Origin of the sequence: Bacillus sp. UNC69MF (assembly GCF_000746035.1) — a bacterium.
Lineage (GTDB): Bacteria > Bacillota > Bacilli > Bacillales > Bacillaceae > Bacillus > Bacillus velezensis.
This window is the reverse complement of the sequence record NZ_JQKM01000007.1, coordinates 58,110-80,481: the sequence shown is the minus strand read 5'-3', so window position 1 is coordinate 80,481 and position 22,372 is coordinate 58,110. Positions and strand designations below refer to the sequence as shown.

Annotated in this window: 22 protein-coding genes, 2 pseudogenes and 1 other annotated feature; of the genes and pseudogenes, 6 read left to right on the top strand and 18 right to left on the bottom strand. The window is 47.2% G+C overall.

All coding sequences use genetic code 11. From position 1 onward, the window contains the following. Window positions 1-88: 88 nt before the first annotated feature. The 3 genes from BR62_RS0106910 to BR62_RS0106900 form a co-directional block, all read right to left on the bottom strand. Window positions 89-478 (bottom strand): DoxX family protein, encoded by a 390-nt coding sequence (locus BR62_RS0106910; protein WP_032870233.1) that lies wholly within the window; start codon window positions 476-478, stop codon window positions 89-91. Window positions 479-604: 126 nt separating this feature from the next. Then, window positions 605-1,543, bottom strand: coding sequence for a ring-cleaving dioxygenase (locus tag BR62_RS0106905; protein ID WP_032870231.1), 939 nt, complete (start codon window positions 1,541-1,543; stop codon window positions 605-607). Window positions 1,544-1,567: 24 nt separating this feature from the next. Then, the gene (locus tag BR62_RS0106900; protein ID WP_007409019.1) at window positions 1,568-2,188 is read right to left on the bottom strand and encodes a nitroreductase family protein; all 621 of its coding nucleotides are present in this window, start codon (window positions 2,186-2,188) and stop codon (window positions 1,568-1,570) included. Window positions 2,189-2,616: 428 nt separating this feature from the next. Between BR62_RS0106900 and BR62_RS0106895 the strand changes: the two genes are divergently transcribed. Further along, on the top strand, window positions 2,617-3,510 hold the full coding sequence (locus BR62_RS0106895; RefSeq protein WP_015239086.1) for a cation diffusion facilitator family transporter: 894 nt from the start codon (window positions 2,617-2,619) through the stop codon (window positions 3,508-3,510). A 144-nt stretch (window positions 3,511-3,654) separates the two neighbouring features. On the opposite strand, the pseudogene BR62_RS19830 reads toward BR62_RS0106895, so the two are convergent. The 5 genes and pseudogenes from BR62_RS19830 to BR62_RS0106870 all read right to left on the bottom strand — a co-directional run. Beyond that, window positions 3,655-3,849 (bottom strand): annotated as a pseudogene (locus BR62_RS19830) (IS5/IS1182 family transposase); the annotation flags it as partial. A 114-nt stretch (window positions 3,850-3,963) separates the two neighbouring features. After that, the gene (locus BR62_RS0106885) at window positions 3,964-4,128 is read right to left on the bottom strand and encodes a tryptophan RNA-binding attenuator protein inhibitory protein (RefSeq protein ID WP_007409016.1); all 165 of its coding nucleotides are present in this window, start codon (window positions 4,126-4,128) and stop codon (window positions 3,964-3,966) included. Window positions 4,129-4,214: 86 nt separating this feature from the next. Beyond that, window positions 4,215-4,465, bottom strand: a binding site (T-box leader). A gap of 48 nt (window positions 4,466-4,513) precedes the next feature. Beyond that, window positions 4,514-4,809, bottom strand: a pseudogene (locus BR62_RS0106880) (phosphotransferase); the annotation flags it as partial. A gap of 8 nt (window positions 4,810-4,817) precedes the next feature. Beyond that, a complete protein-coding gene (locus BR62_RS0106875) occupies window positions 4,818-5,765 on the bottom strand; it encodes a glutamine utilization two-component system response regulator GlnL (protein ID WP_007409014.1) in 948 nt (315 codons plus the stop codon). A 1-nt stretch (window position 5,766) separates the two neighbouring features. After that, the gene (locus tag BR62_RS0106870; RefSeq protein WP_032870225.1) at window positions 5,767-7,059 is read right to left on the bottom strand and encodes a two-component system sensor histidine kinase GlnK; all 1,293 of its coding nucleotides are present in this window, start codon (window positions 7,057-7,059) and stop codon (window positions 5,767-5,769) included. 243 nt (window positions 7,060-7,302) lie between these two features. On the opposite strand from BR62_RS0106870, the gene BR62_RS0106865 reads away from it, so the two are divergent. The 4 genes from BR62_RS0106865 to BR62_RS0106850 all read left to right on the top strand — a co-directional run bounded on the left by BR62_RS0106865 (window position 7,303) and on the right by BR62_RS0106850 (window position 12,327). Beyond that, entirely contained in the window at window positions 7,303-8,286 is a 984-nt protein-coding gene (locus BR62_RS0106865; protein WP_007409011.1) for a glutaminase, read from the top strand. Between the two features lie 24 nt (window positions 8,287-8,310). Then, complete coding sequence (locus tag BR62_RS0106860; RefSeq protein WP_032870223.1) at window positions 8,311-9,747, top strand: alanine/glycine:cation symporter family protein; 1,437 nt, start codon at window positions 8,311-8,313, stop codon at window positions 9,745-9,747. A 115-nt stretch (window positions 9,748-9,862) separates the two neighbouring features. Further along, window positions 9,863-10,810, top strand: a complete 948-nt coding sequence (mmuM, locus tag BR62_RS0106855; RefSeq protein WP_032870222.1) for a homocysteine S-methyltransferase — start codon at window positions 9,863-9,865, stop codon at window positions 10,808-10,810. A 113-nt stretch (window positions 10,811-10,923) separates the two neighbouring features. After that, window positions 10,924-12,327, top strand: a complete 1,404-nt coding sequence (locus tag BR62_RS0106850; protein ID WP_162782339.1) for an amino acid permease — start codon at window positions 10,924-10,926, stop codon at window positions 12,325-12,327. Window positions 12,328-12,367: 40 nt separating this feature from the next. On the opposite strand, the gene BR62_RS0106845 is transcribed toward BR62_RS0106850, so the two are convergent. Continuing rightward, window positions 12,368-13,435, bottom strand: coding sequence for a branched-chain amino acid aminotransferase (locus tag BR62_RS0106845; RefSeq protein ID WP_032870220.1), 1,068 nt, complete (start codon window positions 13,433-13,435; stop codon window positions 12,368-12,370). 369 nt (window positions 13,436-13,804) lie between these two features. Between BR62_RS0106845 and gltP the strand changes: the two genes are divergently transcribed. Further along, window positions 13,805-15,055, top strand: a complete 1,251-nt coding sequence (gene gltP, locus BR62_RS0106840; protein WP_007409006.1) for a glutamate-aspartate/proton symporter GltP — start codon at window positions 13,805-13,807, stop codon at window positions 15,053-15,055. A gap of 36 nt (window positions 15,056-15,091) precedes the next feature. On the opposite strand, the gene trhO is transcribed toward gltP, so the two are convergent. The 9 genes from trhO to BR62_RS0106795 all read right to left on the bottom strand — a co-directional run bounded on the left by trhO (window position 15,092) and on the right by BR62_RS0106795 (window position 22,335). Then, window positions 15,092-16,060, bottom strand: coding sequence for an oxygen-dependent tRNA uridine(34) hydroxylase TrhO (gene trhO, locus BR62_RS0106835; RefSeq protein WP_007409005.1), 969 nt, complete (start codon window positions 16,058-16,060; stop codon window positions 15,092-15,094). A gap of 104 nt (window positions 16,061-16,164) precedes the next feature. Next, entirely contained in the window at window positions 16,165-16,440 is a 276-nt protein-coding gene (locus BR62_RS0106830; RefSeq protein ID WP_007409004.1) for a hypothetical protein, read from the bottom strand. Between the two features lie 42 nt (window positions 16,441-16,482). Beyond that, window positions 16,483-17,298, bottom strand: a complete 816-nt coding sequence (locus BR62_RS0106825; protein ID WP_007409003.1) for a phosphatidylserine decarboxylase — start codon at window positions 17,296-17,298, stop codon at window positions 16,483-16,485. Further along, window positions 17,291-17,779 (bottom strand): DedA family protein, encoded by a 489-nt coding sequence (locus tag BR62_RS0106820; protein WP_003156711.1) that lies wholly within the window; start codon window positions 17,777-17,779, stop codon window positions 17,291-17,293. Before BR62_RS0106820 ends, BR62_RS0106825 begins: the two co-directional genes overlap by 8 nt. Continuing rightward, on the bottom strand, window positions 17,770-18,303 hold the full coding sequence (gene pssA / locus BR62_RS0106815) for a CDP-diacylglycerol--serine O-phosphatidyltransferase (protein WP_007409002.1): 534 nt from the start codon (window positions 18,301-18,303) through the stop codon (window positions 17,770-17,772). The genes BR62_RS0106820 and pssA overlap by 10 nt, the downstream gene beginning before the upstream one ends. 476 nt (window positions 18,304-18,779) lie before the next feature. Next, window positions 18,780-19,934 (bottom strand): phosphoribosylglycinamide formyltransferase 2, encoded by a 1,155-nt coding sequence (gene purT, locus BR62_RS0106810; protein ID WP_032870218.1) that lies wholly within the window; start codon window positions 19,932-19,934, stop codon window positions 18,780-18,782. A gap of 80 nt (window positions 19,935-20,014) precedes the next feature. Then, a complete protein-coding gene (locus BR62_RS0106805) occupies window positions 20,015-21,085 on the bottom strand; it encodes an iron-containing alcohol dehydrogenase family protein (protein WP_007409000.1) in 1,071 nt (356 codons plus the stop codon). 71 nt (window positions 21,086-21,156) lie between these two features. Beyond that, complete coding sequence (locus tag BR62_RS0106800) at window positions 21,157-21,627, bottom strand: helix-turn-helix transcriptional regulator (RefSeq protein WP_003156718.1); 471 nt, start codon at window positions 21,625-21,627, stop codon at window positions 21,157-21,159. A 264-nt stretch (window positions 21,628-21,891) separates the two neighbouring features. Next, on the bottom strand, window positions 21,892-22,335 hold the full coding sequence (locus BR62_RS0106795; protein ID WP_007408999.1) for a Ser-Thr-rich GPI-anchored membrane family protein: 444 nt from the start codon (window positions 22,333-22,335) through the stop codon (window positions 21,892-21,894). Between the last annotated feature and the right edge of the window lie 37 nt (window positions 22,336-22,372).

Sequence of the window (22,372 nt, the reverse complement as noted above, 5' to 3'; positions counted from 1 at the left end):
TTTTTTGCTATTCAGAGCACCTGAACGTTGTGCTTGAAAAATAAAAGAACAGTTACCGCTTTTCAGTAACTGTTCTTAGATACTTATATTAAAAATGCAAAGCGTACGCCCCTGAACCGATGAGTGCAACTCCGATGGAGACTGCAATCAGCACCAAGTTATATTCAAAACCGCCGGCACCGTTGGCAAATCCTTTCGCTCCATGGACTTTTACGATGGCACCTAACATAATAATCGTTATAATAGCAGCTCCGAGCGGGAGGAAAACACCTAAAATAAATAGAATTCCGCTTGCGAGTTCCCCGAGACCTGATAAAGCGGCCGCGGCATTACCTGGTTTAACTCCAATTGACTCGAACCATTGTCCGGTTCCTTTAATCCCGTATCCGCCAAACCAGCCGAATGATTTTTGTGATCCATAAAACAGAAACACCACACCAATCATGATTCGAATAAGTAATAGTCCTGCATCTTCCATTTTTATCTCTCCTTATTTTTCATATTATATGATGTCTGCAAGGCAGCTGTTTACCAACAGTCGCTTCCAGCAAACATCTGTTAAATGTATGTCTTTTTATTTTTCTTCATGCTTCACGTTCATCTATCAATCTAATTCTCTCACTTCAAACGGCAGCAGCCCTTGTTCAATTTGTGCCCGGTGCGGTTCATACTGCTCAGGGAGCATCAGTTTTCCGCCCATTGTTTCTTGTGACTCATCATGGGCAAAGCCCGGCGGATCAGTTGCGATCTCAAATAAGATTTCCCCATGTTCTCTGAAGTAAACCGCATTAAAATAGTTTCTATCCTGAACAGGAGTCACACCATATCCGTGCGCAGCAATGAACCTTTGCCAATCTAATTGATCTTCGTCATCCTGAGCCCGCCAAGCGATGTGATGGACCGTGCCGACACCCATTTGCCCGCGGCCGATAGGCGTTAACTTAAGGTCAATCACATTTCCGATATCACCGGCAGAACGATAACGAACGAAGTCTCCTTCTTTACCGACTTGCTCAAGCCCCATGATGTTTTCTAGCAGTTTACCTGTTTTTTCAGGCTGTGCTGATAACAGGGTCGCACCGCCAAAGCCTTTAATGGCAACATCCGGGGTTACATCTCCGAAAGTCCACGTATTGGCCTCCCCTGCTTCTCTTTCCACGATTTCTAAATGCAGGCCATGCGGGTCATCAAATTCTATATATTGTTCTCCAAAACGCTCGATTTTTGTGTATGGAATGTTGAACTTTTCAAGTCTCTTTTCCCAAAACGCCATGGCACCCTTCGGCACGGCGTAAGATGTCACGCCAACCTGTCCGTCTCCAATGATGCCTTGGCGGGCGCCCGCCCACGGAAAGAATGTGATGATTGTTCCCGGCTTCCCGCCTTCATCCCCAAAATAAAGGTGATACGTACCCGGATCATCAAAATTGACCGTTTGCTTGACCAATCGCAGCCCCAGCACTCCAGCGTAGAAATCAGCATTCTCTTGAGGGTGACCGACAATTGCTGTAATATGATGGATGCCCATCGTTTTTTTCGCCATTTTTATTTGCTCCTTTACAAATAGTTAAATATACTCCACAAACTCATTCACAGGCTTTCGGTAGCCGCGCGGCCTTCTGCTTTCTATTTTTTCTTTCCCGATTGTAATCATCATGACGACCTCAAATTGATCATCTATCTTCAAAATCTGTTTCACGGCTTCAGCATCAAACCCTATCATCGGACAGGTGTCCCAGCCTTTTTCCTTAGCACTCAGCATAAACATCATCGCAGAAAGTGAAGCATTTCTTATCGCCTCATCTCTCTTAAATGGTTCTCCCCTGTTTTCATAAAACGAAACGGTGTCTTGAACCATGTGATCATACTCTTGTTTATTTAATACCCCCAGCATCTTCAATCCTTCATAGATGTCAGCCGCTTGCTGATATGCCTGCTTATCCCCTAAAACCAAAAGAACAGCTGATGAGCTAAACACTTTATATTGTCCGTTTGCGGCCTGCTTCAGCTTTTCTTTTACATCCGGGTCAAGAACCGTCACATATTTTGTATGCTGCAAATTAAAAGCTGATGGAGCCAACGCAACCAATTCAAACATTTCGTTGAGTTCATCTCTTGTGATTGGATGTTCTGGAAGAAAGTTGCTTGCAGATCTTCTTTCATTCACTAGCTGTACAAATTCAGCCATTTCCCTCATACCCCCTTTATCTCGAATTCGAGATATTATAGTATAAAAAATCAAATAACATATGATCAAAAAACGAAACGTTCTCTTCACTGATCTTTTCGTGATTCAAACGATCAGCAGGTTCTTATCCTGCACTCTAATTAAATTATCTTGAATTAAAATATCTTGAATTCAAGATAATAATAAAAGATAAACACTCAAATGTCAACAGTTCTTTTTTTAATTCAGCCCCATTTTGTCTGTGTACTGTTTAGCCCTGCTCCAACTTTTTTTCTGTCACCTTATTTATTAGGAAACAGGAAACAACCTTGCTATAGACCCACTCGAAACTGAATTGGTACGATAAGCAAAGTGATTACACAAGAAAGGATACGGAGAGCGAATCAAAAGCGCCTCTATTTTTTTGTGCAGTTTTATAGGAGGAAAAAATGACAAGTGAAAGAGAACAAATAAGCAAAAAAGTTGCTTTGATTGCATTGATAGCCAATCTGATCTTAATGGCAGGAAAGATCTTTTTTGGACTGATAGGCGATAGTGAAGCAGTTTTTGCCGACGGTATACATTCTGCAGCGGATGTCGTGGCTTCAATTGCTGTCCTGGCCGTCATCGGCATTTCTAATAAGCCGCCCGATCAAGACCATCCTTTCGGGCATGGCAAAGCTGAGGTCATCAGCGAAGCGATTGTAGGAATCATATTAGTGCTCGTTTCCGTGTATATTCTGATAGAAGCGATTTCGTCCTTTGTTGAAGGTCCAAGCATCCCGCAATACAGCGCATTGTTTGCGGCTCTGATATCCTACGCGGCTAAGCAGATCTTATATCGTTATTCGATCAAACAAGGGGAAAAATGGAACAGTAAAGCGATTATAGCGATTGCATACGATCATAAAGGCGATATCGTTGCCTCTCTTGCCGCTTTTATCGGCGTCCTATTGGCGATTATCGGGAACACACGCGGATGGTCCTATCTGTTGTACGCCGATGCAATTGCCAGTGTCATCGTGGCGTACCTTATTTTTAAGATTTCAATGGAATTAATCAGGCCATCTGTTGACGTTCTCATGGAAAAAAGTGTTGATCCCGAACTGATAGAGGAATATAAAGCCGTTATTTTGCACTGCCCTCAAGTCAAACGGCTCGATAAAATCCGAGCAAGAGAACACGGCCACTATAAATTGCTTGATGTCCGGTTATCTTTGGATCATGATTTGACGATTAAGCAGGGACACGATATTGCCCGCGAAATCCGAAATGAAATCCAAAGACACTTTTCAGATGTTGAAGAAGTGCTCATCCATGTGAATCCTTATTTTGAAGAATGAAAAAGCAGCTTGTAGAGAAAATGATGTTTTTCTACAAGCTTTTTTGTTTTGTGCTGTTTCTTTACATATTCATTTGATTTCAGTTGCAGAAAAAGCACTCCCGCATGCCTAGCCTTGCTTGGCTGGGTATGTGGCAATCTTCAACATCATTTTGAATAAGATCAGCGGATCAAGTGAGGGATGGCCTTTATTTTCGCTGCAGTAAGGTGTGACCTTTTCAACGATGAAAGAGAAGTCTATGTATTTATCAATTTTTCGAAGAAGGTGATCCTCTTCGACGAGTTGGTCAAACAGAACGAATTCGGCTGTGTTTCGAGAAAAATTTCTTGTGTGGAACATGAGAAAGACACCGTTTTTTCAGTCTTTCTTTTATTTTATGACAAGGGAAACATAAAGGCTGTCGAGATTTTCTCGACAGCCTGAAGGCCGGATAACGGCCTTTTTCGTTTGATTTCACTGATCAATATGCTTTCTGATAAAATGCAGCAGCGTGTTTCCTTGAGCGGTCAATATGACGCCCTTCGCGCCGCACTTCGGACAGGGCGTCCCTTCTTTCTCCTCGCCGGTTCCTTCACAATGCGGACACGTGAGCTCAAGATCGTCGGTTGCGATCACCATGAATATCCCTCCTTTTTGATTGTCTGTCCGTCTCCAGTCACTTTCCATGGCCATCACCTCCTTAACAATACAAAAAACCCCGTCCATCAAAGGACGAGGTTTTCGCGGTGCCACCTTTATTAACGGCTGAAGAGCCATTCTCTCAAAAAGTACAGAAACACACGGTTTCAATACTCCTTTCTTGATAACGGGGAAAGAATCCCGGCACCGCCTACTGTCATTTCAGCGCAGCAATTCAGAAGCCCATTCGGCACCGGACGGGGATCGGTTCACAGCGGCCACCGACTCTCTGAACCCCGCGCGCTGATGCGTACTTACTCTTCCTCAGCATTGTTCATCCGTTCTTTTATTTTAAAATGTATCATACGCTGTCATCCGGCGGAAGTCAATAACCTTTCGGATCGGACAGGCCGAGCATGTCCCGCGCCATTTGCATATGCTCCTCTTGCCCCGTCTGAAGCGCGAACTTCGCCGTTTTGTTTCTTTTTCTCCTAATATCACTTGATAAAGGACAAAATCCTTGGCCGGATCAGCAACCTTTGCCTCCGTCCAATCGAGGAGACCCGTCACACGCTGATTTTCGCCGATCAAAATATGCGGAGGATGCAAGTCGCCATGGATCAGCACGGAAAAATCAGGCCAGTACGAGCTGTCATTTATCCACGTTTGCCATCTTTTCCAATGCCAGCTTACCGGCTGCCTCCGCTGACAAATTTTGATCCTTCGCGTAAATCTTTCGCCTCCAAAAAGAAGACGTGAATGAATTTTTTCATATTCACTTTAACCGGAGAAAGCGGCACGGTTTCCTTAGCCTGCATTTCTTTCATTCTCTTGCTGACAGCGGGGAAATCAAAGAATTTCGAGGCGTAATATTCAAATTTGGGGTTTGAAAAATCAGTTGTGCCCAATGAAGCGAAATGGTTTAACGAATGAATGACGGCCCTTCTGATCCGCTGTTCCGAGGCTTTGATTTCCCTGTTAACCTCGGCTTGTGCCGCCGCAGGCCCCAGCTTCCGGATGGCGACGTTTGTAAACATCTGCTTTAAAGACGGGATGTTTCTTTCCGCCTGTTCATCCTCAAATAAATAGTGAAGGACGGCCATGAGGTCATGCGCCCCGCTTTCTCCCACGATGCCTAATTCCGATAAAAGAAATTTTCCTGTTTCTTTGATTGATTTCTCGTGCATCCCCCCCGGCCCGCTTTTTTTCGGCTCATTCCGCTGAATAAGACGGCTTAACGAGTGTTGGATGTCGCCGATCGAGGTTTCCAGTTCAATCCGCTCTTTTACTTTTCGCAAAACGGTGACAATCTCGATTTTGTTGATCGGTTTGTGGATAAAGTATTCGATGCCGAGAGAATAAGCTTCTCCCACCATTTCCTTTGCCTCCACCTGCGATATCATCACCGCTTTTCCGTTGTACGATCCCTGAAGATGCCGGATCGTCTCAATCCCGTCCCGACCCGGCATCAGCAGATCAATTAATAAAATATCGACTTGTTTAAAATGGAGATAATGCCCTTCAATCTGGCTTCCGTCCTCTGCCTCACCGACGACTTCGCCTAAATCCTCGTCCTCGATCATCTGTTTTAAAATGGAACGGATTGCCCGGTCATCATCAGCTATAAAAAAACGCATATTATGAGTTCATCCTTTCTGCAATCAAATGCTTCACCGGCAGTTTAATCGTAAATATGACGCCTTTTGGCTTGTTATGAAAGGAAATGTCTCCGTCAAGTTCAGTTACGATTTCCTTCACGTAAGTAAGCCCGATGCCCGTTGAAGGTGTGCCGAATTCATCGTATTTGGATGTAAACCCGGGATCATAAACGACCTCTCCGATTTTTTCCGGAATGCCGGGACCGTCATCTTCCGCCTGAAATTCGGCCATCTCCCCCTCCGCCCTGCGCAGCGCGAGGCGGATCTCACCCCTGTCACCCATGGCTTCGACGGCATTGGCGGTCAGGTTATTTAAAATCGACAAGACGGTAAAGACGTGATAATCGGGATGCTCTCCTTCAATCACGCTCCGGAATTGAATGTCCTTTCCTAAAGATTCGGCGTATTTTTCATTGATTCGGATGACGATGCCGACCAGAGCGGCGGCATTCATGTAATCCCGGAATCTCTCATTGGAAATCAGCTTCGACAGGCCGGCGAATATTCGCTGATTGTCTTTTTTCACTTCATGAATTTCTCCCGCAAGTCGCAGCATTCGGCTCCCGAGCTCCCGGTCGTTCCCGCTCATTTCCCGATATAGCTGATAGGATTCTTTCGTCACATGCTCCGTCGTTTTCAGCGTTTTTTTCAAATGAATCGTTTCTTCATATAAGTTGGACACAATCATCAGCATGTGCTCATGCTGCTTTCTCGTTTGTTTTTCCCTGACCTGAGATTCGTGCAGCTTCATCACGTTGAAAAAACTCAGCACAATAAATGTGTGAGAAACAGCGATAACCGCAATATCCGCCAGCTTGTCCGGCATCATAATCTGCCGGCCGCCGGAAAACTGAACCGTCATTTCAACGGCATCGGACGCAATTTCAATGAGAAAACCGAGAAAACCGATCATAAGCGGCCGATCCCAAAAAAGCCTGACCTTCAGCACATAAAACAAGCAGGCATATGTAAAGTAAAAAAAGAAACTGGGATATTGGCTGAAAAAAGCCTCCGCAAAGCCGGCATGCTCTCCTCCCCAGCACTCCAGGCCGATCCGGAATGCCACAACGGCTGCACCTGTCAACAGCCCTGACAATACTGCCGGCACATGCCGAAGCAGCAGCAGAAAAAAGAAAAAAGCCGGGGCGCCGAAGCTGATCCGATATACCTCATTCAGGGGGTAAAATTTCAGTTCCCCCGCCAGCGGCACGGTGATCAGCATAAGGGCGAAAAGATAGCCGTCTTTTTTCAGTAAATAGTCGAGCCTGATCATAATCACTTCCTTCTTCTGTCTATTTTGAACAAGACCGACACAGTCCGCAAATTTCTTTAGACCCGAATGGCGGGACACTCCGGCTGATTTATAAATCTATCGGCTTATTTTAAGAATGATTTTGTCGTATTTTGTATGATTCTGTAGATGTCATTATACATTAACATGGAACACGCTATTTTTGAAAACGTTTTCCAAGACCGGTTTCCGCTTCGGACAGGCTTGCAATAGAGGAGGAATGTTATGAAAGATATGGTCAGAGAGCGCCTTGAAAAAGAGGAACTGGCTTCACTTTTACAAGATTGGGTCGAGCATTACCGACCGTTTTCCGTCAATGGAAAAAGCGCAAATTATATACCCGCCCTCGGAGAAATCAACGACTCTCAGCTGGGCATTTGCATATTAGAGCCGGATGGCTCAATGATTCATGCCGGTGAATGGAATGTCCCGTTCACATTGCAGAGCATCTCAAAAGTCATCAGCTTTATTGCCGCCTGCATGAACAGAGGCATTTCTTACGTGCTGGATCGTGTGGACGTGGAACCGACGGGTGATGCGTTTAATTCTATCATCCGGCTTGAAATCCATAAACCCGGGAAGCCCTTCAACCCGATGATCAATGCCGGCGCCATTACCGTCGCCTCGCTGCTTCCGGGTGAAACGGCGCATGATAAATTAGAATATCTCTTTTCCGTTTTTGAAAAATTAATAGGAAAACGCCCTCACATTCACGAGGAGGTCTTCCGTTCTGAATGGCAGACCGCGCATCGGAACCGAGCGCTCGCCTACTATTTAAAAGAAACGAACTTTCTCGAGGCGGATGTGGAAGAAACGCTTGAAGTGTATTTAAAGCAGTGCGCCATGGAGGGTACAACCGAGGACATCGCTTTAATCGGATTGATACTTGCGCATGACGGATACCATCCGATCCGACGGGAACAGGTCATTCCGAAAGATGTCGCAAAACTCGCCAAAGCCCTGATGCTGACGTGCGGAATGTACAATGCGTCAGGCAAATATGCGGCTTTCGTCGGCGTCCCGGCCAAAAGCGGGGTATCCGGCGGCATTATGGCATTGGTTCCCCCAAGCGCCAGAAGAGAACAGCCTTTTCATAACGGCTGCGGCATCGGCATTTACGGTCCGGCCATTGATGAATACGGCAACAGCCTGACCGGCGGCATGCTGCTGAAACATATCGCACAGGAGTGGGAGCTCAGTATTTTTTAATCAAACGAACCAAGAGGTGATTGGATGCAGGAATTCCTTGAAAATGTAATCGGCTCGGCAAATGATTTTTTATGGTCAAAACTGTTAATCGTACTGCTTCTTTCTCTGGGACTGTTTTTTACGTTCAGATCAAAGGGTCTGCAAGTCCGCATGCTGAAGGAAATGATCCGGGTTTTGAAGGAAGGCGCGGCCGCCCGGACAAAAAACACCATTTCCCCGTTTCAGGCATTTTGCATCAGTATGGCGGCGCGTGTCGGAACCGGGAATATTACCGGAATCGCCATTGCGATCGCACTCGGCGGTCCGGGCGCTATTTTCTGGATGTGGATTATCGCAGTCATCGGTTCGGCTTCAAGCTTTGTTGAAAGCACGCTGGCCCAAATTTATAAAGTAAAAGATCAAAACGGATTCCGCGGAGGCCCGGCCTATTACATGGAAAAGGGTCTGAAGAAACGCTGGATGGGCGCGCTGTTCGCCGTATTAATCACACTGTCATTCGGGGTTGTTTTTAATTCCGTTCAATCCAATACGATCAGCGTCGCCTTTCAAAACGCATTCGGCACCAGCCGGCTTACATTGGGCATTATTTTAATCGTGGTTTTCGGCGGCGTGATTTTCGGCGGCGTCAAACGAATTGCGAAAATGGCGGAATACATCGTAGTCGTCTTGGCCGTTTTATATATCGGTGTCGCTTTCTTTGTCATTCTGACGAACATCACCCAATTGCCCGGCGTTCTGTCGCTAATCGTAAAAAATGCGTTCGGCATTGATCAGGCAGCGGGCGGCGCTTTAGGTGCGGCCTTGATGCAAGGTGTAAGACGCGGGATTTTCTCAAATGAAGCGGGTATGGGAAGCGCTCCGAACGCGGCGGCGACAGCTACGACGAGCCACCCGGTGAAACAGGGGCTCATTCAGGCATTCGGCGTCCTGACGGATACGCTCGTCATTTGTACAAGCACGGCGCTTATCATTTTATTTTCAGACGCTTATCACCAGCCGGGACTGAGCGGCATCGCGCTTTCTCAGGCCGCCTTGAGCGATCATGTCGGCGCATGGGCGTCAGGTTTCCTTGCCGTCTTAATGCTTTTGTTCGGCTTCAGCGCTCTGATGGGCAACTATTATTACGGAGAAACCAATATCGGATTTTTAAGCCAGAACAAAAAATGGCTGTTCATTTACCGCATCTGCGTGCTCGGAATGGTACTGTTCGGCTGTATTTCCAAAGTCCAGCTTGTGTGGGATATGGCTGACTTATTCATGGGCTTAATGGTGGTCGTGAACTTAATCGCGATTTTCCTTCTGTCGAAAAAAGCGTTTGCCGCTTTGAGCGATTATGCCCGGCAAAAGAAAGCCGGAAAGGACCCCGTCTTTTACAGAGATGTACTCCCTGATGATGACGGGATCGACTGCTGGGAGTATTCAGACATCGCGAAAAGTGCGAAAGGCAAACACATTTCCTAAACAAAAGGTGTTCGGGCAGCGTCCTGAACACCTTTTTTCTGCCGGTTCATTGACAAAGAGAATAGCGTCCATTACCCTTTTTATATATTTTCAGTAAAGTCAGAAAGGAAGGCCTATGAATCCCATTACACAAATATTAAATGAATACCCGGTTATGATCATAGACGGCGCGATGGCAACCGAGCTTGAGCGGATGGGCTGTGATTTACATGATGATCTGTGGTCGGCCAAAATTCTTTTGGAGAGACCAGAACTGATCAAACAGGTGCATGCAGAATATTTTGCCGCCGGCGCTGATTGCGCGATCACCGCCAGTTATCAATCGACAATCGAAGGATTTGCAGCGCGCGGCATCCCGGAAACCGATGCGATACGTCTCATTCAGACATCTGTTGAACTTGCCGCACAAGCACGCGATGAATTTTGGGCGCATGAAGAAAACCGTTTACACCGGCCCAAACCTTTGATCGCCGCTTCTATCGGACCTTACGGCGCGAGCCTCGCTGACGGCTCTGAATATCGCGGGCATTACGGACTGACGGAGGATGAGCTGATCAGCTTTCACCGCCCCCGGATGAAAGCCCTCATAGAATCCGGCGCCGATCTTTTGGCCTGTGAGACCATTCCGTGCCTGTCAGAAGCAAAAGCGATCACAAGGCTGCTGGAGGAATTCCCCGGCACTTATGCATGGATCAGCTTCAGCGCCAAAGACGGGCGGCATATCAGCGAAGGCACGCCTATTTCCGAATGCGCGGCCCTGCTTGACTCCTGCAGCCAAATCGCAGCGATCGGCATCAACTGCACACCGATTGAACATATTCCGCCGTTGATAGAAGAAATCAAACGGTCAGCATCCAAACCGATTATCGCCTATCCGAACTCCGGCGAACAATATGACCCGGTGACAAAAACCTGGAAAGGCGCATTGTGCGAAAACCATTTCGGAAAAAGTGCGCAAGGCTGGTACGAAAACGGCGTGAGCCTGATCGGCGGCTGCTGTCGGACGAAACCCGCGGACATTCAGGCCATTGCTGATTGGGCCAAGACCTTAAAAACAACTTGACTAATCGGAATAGTTTGTATATTCTATTCAAAAAGCCGGTTCGCCGGAATCTCGTGCCGTTCGCCGGCATGAGATTTTTTATTAGAACGGCCTTCGCAGAAAGTTGGAAAACAATGAACAACAAGAACGAGACGAATTTTCAGAGAAGTATGAAAAGCAGACACCTCTTTATGCTATCACTTGGAGGTGTGATCGGAACGGGGCTGTTTTTAAGCTCTGGGTATACCATTCATCAGGCGGGTCCGGCGGGCACCATTTTCGCTTACCTTTTGGGCGCGGGCATCGTCTATCTTGTCATGCTTTGCCTTGGTGAACTGTCAGTGGCCATGCCGGTGACGGGCGCATTCCACACCTATGCGAAGACCTATATCGGGCCGGCGACAGGCTTTACGGTCGCATGGCTGTACTGGCTGACGTGGGCGGTGGCGCTGGGCTCTGAATTCACGGCGGCCGGGCTTTTCATGCAGCGTTGGTTCCCGCATACTTCGGTTTGGATGTGGAGTGCGGTATTCGCTCTTTTCATCTTTTTATTAAACGCCTTCTCCGTGAAATTTTTTGCTGAATCGGAGTTTTGGTTCTCAAGTATTAAAGTCTTAGCCATCTTACTGTTTATTTTATTGGGCGGAGCGGCGATGTTCGGCATCGTCCCGATGAAAAGCGGTGAGGCCGCACCTATGCTGTCGAACTTTACGGATGGCGGCAGCCTTTTTCCAAATGGCTTTTTCCCGATACTGATGACGATGCTTTCAGTAAACTTTGCTTTTTCAGGGACGGAGTTGATCGGAATCGCCGCAGGGGAAAGCGCCGATCCGGAAAAAACCGTTCCGCGCGCCATTAAGACTACAGTCTGGCGGCTGGCGCTTTTCTTTATCGGAACGATTTTTGTGCTGTCAGGGATGATCTCCAGCAAGGAAGCCGGTGTGATTGAAAGCCCGTTCGTCACGGTATTTGACAGAGTCGGCGTGCCTTATGCGGCCGATCTGATGAATTTCGTCATTTTAACGGCGCTTCTGTCTGCGGCCAATTCAGGGCTGTACGCGTCATCACGCATGCTGTGGTCCCTGTCTAAAGAAGGGGAGCTTCATCCCGCCTTTGCCAGGCTGACCTCTAAAGGCATTCCTTTTAACGCTCTGATCTTCAGTATGATCGGCGGCATTCTGTCGTTGTTGTCAAGCGTATTTGCAGCGGATACAGTCTATCTTGTTCTCGTCTCCGTCTCAGGATTTGCGGTAGTGGCTGTGTGGATGAGCATCGCCGCATCGCAATTTTTGTTCCGAAGACGGTTTCTTACAGAAGGGCACCAGCTTTCAGACTTGAAATACAGGACGCCGGGATATCCGGCCGTACCGATAGCGGCCTTTCTCCTGTGCCTCGCCTCCTGTATCGGCATCGCTTTTGATCCGAACCAGGCCATCGCCCTTTATTGCGGAATTGCATTTATGGCCGTTTGCTACACCGCTTATTACTTGAAAAACCGGAAAAGCAGAGCCCGCGTGCAAGCCGTAAAATCCCAATAACCAAAAAAAGAACCCTGCAGCGCAAGGGTTCTTTTTTCATTTATACTTCAACCACCCATCTGAACGAATCCCGCACCTTCCCGACTTGGATGCCGGCAATCGTTTCATAGAGCCTTTCTGACACTTCACCGATCAAACCGTTATTCAGTTCAATCGTTGCTCCGTGAATGTGCAGCGCGCCGACCGGCGAGATGACGGCCGCGGTTCCTGTACCGAATACCTCTGACACCTCGCCTCTCATCGCAGCCTCATAGATGTCATCAATGGCGACCTGTTCTTCCCTGACGCGGATGCCCCAGCTTTTTAACAGCTCTATCACAGATGCGCGTGTGATGCCCCCGAGAATGCTTCCGTTTAACGCCGGCGTTACGGCCTCTCCGTTTATGATGAAAAAGATATTCATACTCCCTACCTCTTCGGCATATTTCTTTTCCACCCCATCGAGCCAAAGCACCTGATCATACCCCAGTTCTTCGGCTTTCCGCTGAGCCTGTAAGCTGGCCGCATAATTTCCGGACGTTTTGACGTCGCCCACTCCGCCGGTGACGGCACGCACATACTCATCCTCCACATAAATCCGGATCGGTTTCAGCTGATCGCCGTAATACGAACCGACAGGCGTCAGAACAACCATGAACTTGTAACGCTTTGACGGCCGGACGCCTAAAGAAGGCTCAGTCGCAATTACAAACGGACGGATATATAAAGAGGTTCCTTTTTCTATCGGTATCCATTCCTGCTCCAGCTCCACCAATTGTATCAATGCCTCCAGCGCCAGCTTCTCGTCAAGAGGCGGCATGCTCATCCGCCGTAACGATTTATTCAGCCGTTTTATATTTTGGTCAGGACGGAACATCAACACCCGTCCGTCTTCTGACCTGTAAGCCTTCAGCCCTTCAAATACGGCCTGCCCGTAATGGAAAACCGATGCGGAAGGGTCAAGGCGGACCGGTTCATAAGGGGTGATTCTCGGATCATGCCACCCTCTCTCCTCTTCGTAATCCATGACAAACATGTAATCAGTGAAGTACTTGCCAAACCCCAATGAAGCGGAGTCCGGTTTTTCTTTTCTTGCTGTGACCTTACGTCTTTCAATCAGTTGATTCAACAAAAGCACACCTTTCTTTTAATTGTTCAAATTTTCAGTCTTTTATAAGCTGCCTGTTTTCTCTGCCTGAATCGTGTATGCACAGATATATGAGGATGCAGTTGACCGTATCATATCAAATATACCACTTATAAGAGGATAATTATCAAAATTTTTGATATTTTCAAGCGAAAATCTAACTTTATTTTATTCTGCTTGATTTTTTTCAATGAGGACTTTCTGTCATATTAAATGATTGCGCTTACATAATGTAAAGCAATCCTTTCTTTCGCACAGTCAATCATGTGACAAATTTATGGCGAATAGGAAGGTGGTTGCCGCCTGCTTCACGAATTACGTATGAAATGCGCAAGTAAAAGGGGGATTCGCTTGAAAAAATTTATCGCATTCCAGATTTTGATCGCTTTAGCCATCGGAGCATTGATCGGCCACTTCTTCCCGGATTTCGGGATGGCGCTGCGGCCCGTCGGAGACGGATTTATCCGCCTGATTAAAATGATTGTCGTGCCGATCGTGTTTTCGACCATTGTTATCGGAGCCGCCGGCAGCGGCAGTATGAAAAAGATGGGCAGTCTCGGCATCAAAACGATTATTTGGTTTGAAGTGATTACGACGCTTGTTCTGGCGCTCGGTCTGTTATTGGCGAACGTGCTGAAGCCGGGAGTCGGACTTAACCTCTCTCATCTTGCTAAAAAAGATATTCACGAGCTTTCCGGCTATACGGAAAAAGTAGTCGACCTGAAACAAATGCTTCTTGATATTATCCCCGTTAACATCATTGACGTCATGGCGAAAAACGATCTTCTCGCCGTCATTTTTTTCGCGATTTTATTCGGTGTTGCCGCAGCCGGCATCGGCAAAGCCTCCGCACCTGTCATGAGTTTCTTCGAATCCACGGCAAATATTATGTTCAAGCTGACGCAAATGGTAATGGTCACCGCTCCGATCGGCGTTCTCGCCCTGATGGCCGCCTCTGTCGGGCAATTCGGAATCGCGCTTTTGCTTCCGATGCTGAAGCTGATCGGCACTGTGTTCCTCGGGCTGTTCCTGATACTCTTCGTTCTGTTTCCGATCGTGGGGCTTATCTTTAAAATCAAATACTTTGAAGTGCTGAAAATGATTTGGGATCTGTTTTTGATCGCTTTCTCCACGACAAGCACAGAAACCATTCTGCCTCAGCTGATGGATCGGATGGAGAAATACGGCTGTCCGAAGCGGGTCGTCTCCTTTGTGGTTCCGTCAGGTTTATCGCTGAACTGTGACGGCTCAAGCCTCTATTTATCGGTGTCCTGTATTTTTCTGGCGCAGGCGTTTCATGTGGAAATGCCGCTTTCTCAGCAGCTTCTGATGATGCTTGTGCTCGTCATGACAAGCAAAGGCATTGCCGCCGTCCCGTCAGGCTCACTCGTCGTGCTTCTGGCGACAGCGAATGCCGTCGGTCTCCCCGCGGAAGGCGTCGCCATCATTGCCGGTGTCGACCGCGTCATGGACATGGCGAGAACCGGCGTTAACGTGCCCGGCCATGCGGTCGCCTGCATCGTCGTGTCCAAGTGGGAAAAAGCATTCAAATATAAAGGACCCGTCACGGCAGACCAGACCGCCCGGACAGAAAGTATGTAAACACAAAAAAGACCACCTTATTGGTGGTCTTTTCTATTAATCAATCGCCGCATGATCCTCTTGTTCAATCAAAGCAAGGCGTTCATTGATTTCTTCCTGAGTCATTTCGTGCTCTTTCACATACATGTTGCGTTCGTTCGTACGGCATTCGTGACTGCAGCTGCGCATGTATTTGTATTCATTCTCAGGTGTGCAGATCATTTTTTTATTACATGCCGGATTTGCGCAGTTCACATAACGCTCGCACGGCTCGCCCGTGAAATAATCTTTTCCGATGATAACGTGCTCTACACGGTTGACCGGTACGCTGATTCTTTCGTCAAACACGTAGCACTGTCCGTCCCACAGTTGCCCTTTCACTTCAGGATCTTTACCGTAAGTGACGATACCGCCGTCAAGCTGGGACACGTCTTCAAAGCCCTTCTTCAGCAGCCAGCCGGAAAATTTTTCACAGCGTACGCCGCCTGTGCAGTACGTGAGGATTTTTTTGCCTTCAAGCATGTCTTTATGCTCTTCAATCCAGTCCGGCAGCTCACGGAACGCCTCAATATCAGGTCTGACCGCTCCGCGGAAATGACCGAGGTCATACTCATAGTCGTTTCTGGCGTCGATCACGATCGTGTCAGGATCCTGCATTTGCTCATAAAAGTCTTTCGGTTTCAAATGCTTGCCCGTCGTGACATTCGGATCAACATCATCTTCGAGACGAAGCGTCACCAATTCTTTTTTATGGCGCACAAACATTTTGCGGAATGCATGTCCGTCAGCCTCGTCAATTTTGATCGGCATGTCGGCAAAGCGCGGATCAGCTTTCAGTGCATTCATGTATTGTTCCGTCTGTTCAACCGTTCCGGACACCGTACCGTTAATGCCTTCCTCAGAAATCAAAATACGGCCTAACAGACCGAGCTCCTTACAAAACTTCAAATGCTGAGCCGTGAACTCCTCAGGCTCATCAATCTTTACATATTTATAATAAAGTAAAACTCTATATTGTTTTTCCATGATTTATACACCCTGTTCAATTATATTAATGATCGCACACTCTACTATATCATACAGGAAAACGGGCGAAAGATGAACATTTCCGTCCGTACTCTTTCTTCCAGTCACGCTTCGCCTTTTAAAACCTGCTGAAAATAAAACCGATACGTATTGCGCAAAAAGGTCTCAAGCGAAAGGCCGGCCGCGGTCTGATACTTGCCGATAATAAACGGAAAACGGTCACGGCCTTTTGCCCGCAAAAGATCGGCGCTGTCTTCAGCCAGTTCTGAGATGAGCGCCTCAACGACAGGCCGGCATGCGTCCCGCACGGCTTCAAGAATTTGCTGATCCCCTGTATGCTGGTACTGCTCTATCAGCTTTGCCAAATCCTTTTCTTCCATAATATTCACTTCCTTACACCATATAAAAAAGAGGAGCAGCTTTTATAAAGCGGACGCCTCCTCCTGTGACTCCGCATAACCGATGATCTGACCGACCTGTAATTCACGGCCTTCAGTCAGGTTATCCGAAGGGGTAAACATATCTTTCTCGAATACTAAAATAACGGTCGATCCAAATGAAAAATAGCCCAGCTCTTCCCCCGTCTCAAGCCTGTTTCCGGTGTTTGTCTGAACGATCGAGTTAATATTCATCGCACCTACCGGAATCATGAGCATCTGCTGGTCAGCACGGGTCAGCTCGTACACATAACGGTAATTTTTTGAGAGCACATCTTTCCCGTACTTCAATCCCATCGTATTAACGGGATAGGAGCGTTTCCCCAACTCGGCCAGCTTCTGATACGTGCAGCTGACGGGAGAATGGAAGCGGTGGTAATGTCTCGGGCTCAGATAAAGCACGGCAAAACACCCGCCGTTATACTTGTGATCGGCGCTTTTAAACCCCGTCAGTTCGGCGAACGAATAATCCTTCCCTTTTACCATGAAAGTTTGATTGGGTTTAATCATGCCAACCGTCTGAACGACACCGTCCACCGGGCTGACGATGGCGTTCTTCTCTTTTGCCACGGGGCGGAGATTCAAATTAATATCACGAATGAAAAATGACGCCAATGAATCAAAGTCAGAAGCCGTGCGTTCCGTTTCATTCCAGTTGATGCGATAGTGTTTGGAAAACAGCGGAATCATCGGCTTGCTCAGTTTCGATTCACAGAAGTTTTTAATGAGATAAGACGTCAATCGATTATTAGTCAGTTCAATCAATGAACGGTAAAGAACTTTAGCGGCAGTATTAAACATTGATTACTCCTATGAATTTTCCTATAGTAATAAAAATAAAACACCATAAAAACGCTCCGATGGCGGCGAAGCATAAGTAGGTTTTGAATTCCATTCTGCCGATTCCGGAAAAGTAGCAGGTCACGTGTCTGATGCCGGGGATGAAATAACCTAAAATAATGGTGTAAGGCCCGTACTTCTTCATCCACCTGTCTACTTTCTCCATCCTCTTTTCCTTCAGGCCGACCCATTTCCCGAACTTATTAATAAACGGCCGGCCGGCTTTTCTGCCGATGAAGTAGCTGATAATCATCCCAAGGAGCGCTCCGATAAAGCTGATCAGAATGGAGAGCCCGTAATTCAGCACGTTTAAATGAGCGAAGTAGCCCACAAGCGTCATCATGACTTCATCCGGAATAGGCAATCCGATAATACCGAGTGTCAGCATGAGAAAAATCGCGATATATCCGTAATCGGATATTAATTGCTGAACTAATTCCATCTTCTGCTCTCCAGGTTTTCAGGCGCCTGTTTTTTAAAGTGCGGGAATTTAATGTTGCTGACCATTAAATAACCGAGCGCGATCGTTCCCGCCCCCAGAAGAAAAGCGTTATTGATAAAGCTCAAAATGACAAGACACATACCCGCAAACGGAATCGGCATCCCGATAAACGTCGGCAGCTTGCTTTGTTCAATATTAAATCTGGAAAGACGGATCATCCCGCAGATGCTGTAGGAAAGCGCGATTAAAATTCCGATGAACGGAATCGTATATAGTGAAACACTGTAAGCGAGCATGGACGGCGCTACGCCGAACGTCACGAGATCAGCAAAAGAGTCAAGCTCCCTTCCCATCTCCGATACCGCGTTCAGCTTACGGGCGGCCAAACCATCAAAGAAATCAAGAAACATCCCGGTGAAAATAAAGATCACCGCAGAGTGTATATTATGATACAAAAGGGAATGAATCGATAAGAGCCCGCAAATAAAATTTCCAATTGTAATCATACTAGGTATATAATTCACAGTTTACACAAACCTCCAATTAAAACCATATCAAATCGGACTGCGTATGCATAAAGGCTCCATTTTACGGAAACATAAAATGAAATTCTTTCAATGCTATCATTCAAATTCTTTTATTATACAGCATTTGGTGTTATTTGAACAATCTAATCTGGTGATTTTTGTTTTTTCGCCGTTCATATTAAGGTAAGCAATCATGGATTCCTCTATTCCGGATTACCCTGCTTCAATATTCCATGCCGCGATCCGGATTGTCCGTTCTTGATGAATGAAAAGCCGTATGATGTATTGTTATTTCCTTCTCCGTGAAATGAGAACATTACATATAACGATTGCGGACATAAAAAGTTTCATGAATTAAAAAGCCGGCACAAAACGGCCTCATACATTATCTCACAACCCCGTTTTCCAGTATATAGTCTGCCAAACAAAAAAGGCGCCTTACCATTACGGTAAAAACGCCTTTTAAGATCATTTTATGTAATTGATAAATGACTGAGTGCTTCGGCCGCTCTTTCTCTGGCTTCTTCAACGGTCTCAGCTGCAGAAAGCGCAACCGCCATACGGCGTCCAACTTTCGTGACGGGTTTACCGAATACGCGGACCTGAGTGCTTTTTACCCCCAAAGCCTTCTCCAAACCTTCAACCGCATAATCAGCAAGCTCTTTTGGCGCCTTCAGCGGACGGCTTGCCCCCGGCGACAGCTGAGTGATTTCCGGAATCGGGAATCCCAATACCGCGCGGACATGCAGCGCAAACTCTGACAAATTCTGCGTTACAAGCGTAACGAGCCCCGTATCATGCGGACGGGGAGACACCTCGCTGAAATATACTTTATCTTCAGTAAGGAAAAGCTCCACCCCGAACAAACCGTATCCGCCGAGCTCGTCCGTTATGCTTTTCGCAATGTGTTTCGCCTCTTTGATCTGCTGTTCCGTCATATGATGAGGCTGCCATGATTCAATATAGTCACCGTCTTTTTGTTCATGTCCGATCGGCGCGCAAAAGGACGTACCGTTCGCCGCGCGCACTGTCAGAAGAGTGATTTCTGATTCAAACGGAATGAATTCCTCAACGATGACCCGGCCGTTTTTCACCCGGCCGCCTTCCATCGCCATGTCCCAGCAGCTTTTCAGCCCGGAAGCCGAGCGGCACACGCTTTGCCCTTTTCCGGAAGAGCTCATCAGCGGTTTTACCACGCACGGAAAGCCGATTGTTTCCGCCGCTTCTTTAAATTCTTCATATGTATTCGCGAATTCATAGCCGGCAGTCGGAAGATGAAGCGTCTCTGCCGCAAGCCGTCTGATGCCTTCACGGTCCATCGTCAGCTTTGCCGCACGCGCATTCGGAATGACGTGAAAACCTTCTTCCTCAAGCTTCAGCAGCTCATCCGTCGCAATGGCTTCCACTTCCGGCACGATCAAGTCCGGTTTTTCTTTCTCAATGACTTCTCTGACCTGCGCTTTATCAAGCATATCAATCACATAGCTTTTGTGCGCGGCCTGCATGGCGGGAGCATGCTCATAGCTGTCAACGGCTACAGTGACAACCCCGAGCCGCTGCGCTTCAATGACGACTTCTTTCCCCAGCTCGCCTGATCCTAATAACAACATCTTCTTCGCCTGATACATGTCCTTTGGCCCTCCCTTTCTATACCCCACTCATTATAACGGAAATATTCAAAAAATAAAGACAAGATAGATAACAAGCTCTATCCTGTCTTTTGCGCTGATTCGAGCGATTCAATCGCAGCTGACACGTCCTTCTCGCGATATTGCCCCATTAAGCATAACGATTCTTCCGCCCGGCAGGCGTGAGAAGCAATGCGGCGCTTGGCTTCCTCATGGTTGTCAAGGATGCCGAGATCACAGAGACTGACGGGGAAACCGAGCCGGCGGTAAAACGGAAGCAGCTCTTCAATCTCAGGTCTTCGATTCTCAAGCGCGAGCTGCACCAATATGCCGTAAGCAACCTTCTGGCCATGCAGCACCTGATGTGTCTCCTGAAGAAAACTGAGTCCGTTGTGGACCGCATGCGCCCCTGCCATCCTGCACAAACGGCCGCCATACCCGCCGACCGTCCCCGCAAGCATAATGATCGTTTCCGCCGTATGGATGAACGGCACGGACAGCTCGCCTTTCTCCATGCTTCCGACGGCCGCTTCACTGTAACGCAATAACAGATTACGGATATATTCCGCCTGTCTCAGCCCCGCCTGCGCCATCAGCGGCGCCGCCTCCTCCGTATTTCTGATGACCGCCTCGGCCTCATACCATTTCGCCAGCGTATCACCGATCCCGCTTTTCATATATTCAATGGGAGAGGAAAGCAAAAACAGCGGATCAACAAGCGTCAAATAGCTTGAACGCTTATGATAATCAACTCTGATAAAATTGCCGCTCTCATCATATATGACACTCAACGGCGTACTTGCCGCACACGTCCCCGCAATGGAAGGAACCATCACAGCTTCAATATCAAGCCGGTCTGCCGCCGCTTTTGCCAAATCCAATATCGTGCCGCCTCCGATACCGATGATCACATCCGCGTCTTCCGCCTGCTCACAGACCTTACGCACCGCCTCAGGTGAACAGTATCCTTTATGCTGAATCACATCCCAGGAAGAACCGCCGCCGTAATCGGAGAACGCCTGATAGGATTTGATTCCGGTCACAATAACGGGTTTTCTGAATGTCTCCAGCAGCCCCGGAAGTTCTTTTGCGATTCCTTCCTTGCATATGTACTGATTCGGGCCGCTTCGGACGATATCTTCAGGCTTCATTCGAATCTCTCCTTTGGCTGGAATTTATATATATTTTCCCACTTGTCAGAAAATACATCAACCGGAGGTGCTTAGCGCTTCGCTTCTTCCGCCTCCAAAAACAGCTCATCAAGCCGCTCCAAAGCCTCTGCCTTTTCAAAACTGCTGAACCACAGATCATCATAAGAATCAAGGATGCGGTAATGGTGGGAAATCAAATGCTGCTGCAAGCGGAACTCGCCTTTTTTCTCGATGGCTTTCCACCACACCTTGCCGCCCATCGTCTTCCCCTTCGGCCTGTCAATTGTGCGGTGAGCAACCGTTTCAATGACCTCCAGCGGATCATCTCCTAATACGGATTGCAGTGTTTCACTTGATCTGAAAAGCGCGCAAACCGCCACAACATGCGGCCATTCCGCAAGCGCCCGCCCTTTCTCAATCTGCACCAGCGACTTTTTAGAAAGGCCGATCACATCCGCCATTTTCTCCTGTGTGTAGCCTCTCTCCGACCGGATTTTCTTCAGCTGGACTGAGACAAGCTCAGTCATATAATCTTGATCCATCTCAACCTCCATATTTATCAATATAGCCATTTTACACCGCGGCACGCCTTTTTTATATCAGAACATTTTCAAACGAATCAAAAGAACCCGGGATTGGCTTATCATTGAAGCGATGTACCTTTCCGCATAATCCAGAATGATGCGGTGAAATACAAACGTACGCCCGAAGAGACAGGTGCGGGCTCCCTGGCGGTTGAGCTCCGGACAAAATAAAAAGCTGCCGCAGCTGCAGCAGCTAAAACTTTATAGACCGGAAAATCAGCATTATGAAGCGAATACAATCCATCTTGCACTATAATTGACACGTTTTTTCGAACCCTGATTGACCATTTTAAATCTGTATGAATCTCCTTTTTTTAACGAAGGTGTTTCAAAATAAGTCGTTCCATTTTTCTTTGCATTGGCGGTTTTGATTGTTTTCCAGGCACCTTTGCCGTTGACTTGCTTTTGGACGTATATTTTATACGTGCCCTTCCCTTTACTGTTGGATTTAAAAGTCACGGCTCTCAAGGTGTACTTTTTTGTCGTTTTAGTGAATTTAGGGTGATATGTATTGATCACATAGTTAGTGAAATACCCGCTTTTATAAGTATGAAGCCAGTCTTTAGCCTCTGCTTTTTGCGGAGAAGAAAAACCCATAAAACCAATTCCGCTGATTAAAAGAGTAAAAATAATGATGAGCGACTTAAAAATCTTTTTGCTTTTCATCGAGAAAATCCTTCCTTCCTGTAACTATTTACCCTAT

What these genes read in the sequence shown, in the direction of transcription:
- BR62_RS0106910 (WP_032870233.1), bottom strand. Translation starts at nt 478, where the DNA reads ATGGAAGATGCAGGACTATTACTTATTCGAATCATGATTGGTGTGGTG.
- BR62_RS0106905 (WP_032870231.1), bottom strand. Translation starts at nt 1,543, where the DNA reads ATGGCGAAAAAAACGATGGGCATCCATCATATTACAGCAATTGTCGGT.
- BR62_RS0106900 (WP_007409019.1), bottom strand. Translation starts at nt 2,188, where the DNA reads ATGGCTGAATTTGTACAGCTAGTGAATGAAAGAAGATCTGCAAGCAAC.
- BR62_RS0106895 (WP_015239086.1), top strand. Translation starts at nt 2,617, where the DNA reads ATGACAAGTGAAAGAGAACAAATAAGCAAAAAAGTTGCTTTGATTGCA.
- BR62_RS0106885 (WP_007409016.1), bottom strand. Translation starts at nt 4,128, where the DNA reads ATGGTGATCGCAACCGACGATCTTGAGCTCACGTGTCCGCATTGTGAA.
- BR62_RS0106875 (WP_007409014.1), bottom strand. Translation starts at nt 5,765, where the DNA reads ATGCGTTTTTTTATAGCTGATGATGACCGGGCAATCCGTTCCATTTTA.
- BR62_RS0106870 (WP_032870225.1), bottom strand. Translation starts at nt 7,059, where the DNA reads ATGATCAGGCTCGACTATTTACTGAAAAAAGACGGCTATCTTTTCGCC.
- BR62_RS0106865 (WP_007409011.1), top strand. Translation starts at nt 7,303, where the DNA reads ATGAAAGATATGGTCAGAGAGCGCCTTGAAAAAGAGGAACTGGCTTCA.
- BR62_RS0106860 (WP_032870223.1), top strand. Translation starts at nt 8,311, where the DNA reads ATGCAGGAATTCCTTGAAAATGTAATCGGCTCGGCAAATGATTTTTTA.
- mmuM (WP_032870222.1), top strand. Translation starts at nt 9,863, where the DNA reads ATGAATCCCATTACACAAATATTAAATGAATACCCGGTTATGATCATA.
- BR62_RS0106850 (WP_162782339.1), top strand. Translation starts at nt 10,924, where the DNA reads ATGAACAACAAGAACGAGACGAATTTTCAGAGAAGTATGAAAAGCAGA.
- trhO (WP_007409005.1), bottom strand. Translation starts at nt 16,060, where the DNA reads ATGGAAAAACAATATAGAGTTTTACTTTATTATAAATATGTAAAGATT.
- BR62_RS0106830 (WP_007409004.1), bottom strand. Translation starts at nt 16,440, where the DNA reads ATGGAAGAAAAGGATTTGGCAAAGCTGATAGAGCAGTACCAGCATACA.
- BR62_RS0106825 (WP_007409003.1), bottom strand. Translation starts at nt 17,298, where the DNA reads ATGTTTAATACTGCCGCTAAAGTTCTTTACCGTTCATTGATTGAACTG.
- BR62_RS0106820 (WP_003156711.1), bottom strand. Translation starts at nt 17,779, where the DNA reads ATGGAATTAGTTCAGCAATTAATATCCGATTACGGATATATCGCGATT.
- purT (WP_032870218.1), bottom strand. Translation starts at nt 19,934, where the DNA reads ATGTATCAGGCGAAGAAGATGTTGTTATTAGGATCAGGCGAGCTGGGG.
- BR62_RS0106805 (WP_007409000.1), bottom strand. Translation starts at nt 21,085, where the DNA reads ATGAAGCCTGAAGATATCGTCCGAAGCGGCCCGAATCAGTACATATGC.
- BR62_RS0106800 (WP_003156718.1), bottom strand. Translation starts at nt 21,627, where the DNA reads ATGGATCAAGATTATATGACTGAGCTTGTCTCAGTCCAGCTGAAGAAA.
- BR62_RS0106795 (WP_007408999.1), bottom strand. Translation starts at nt 22,335, where the DNA reads ATGAAAAGCAAAAAGATTTTTAAGTCGCTCATCATTATTTTTACTCTT.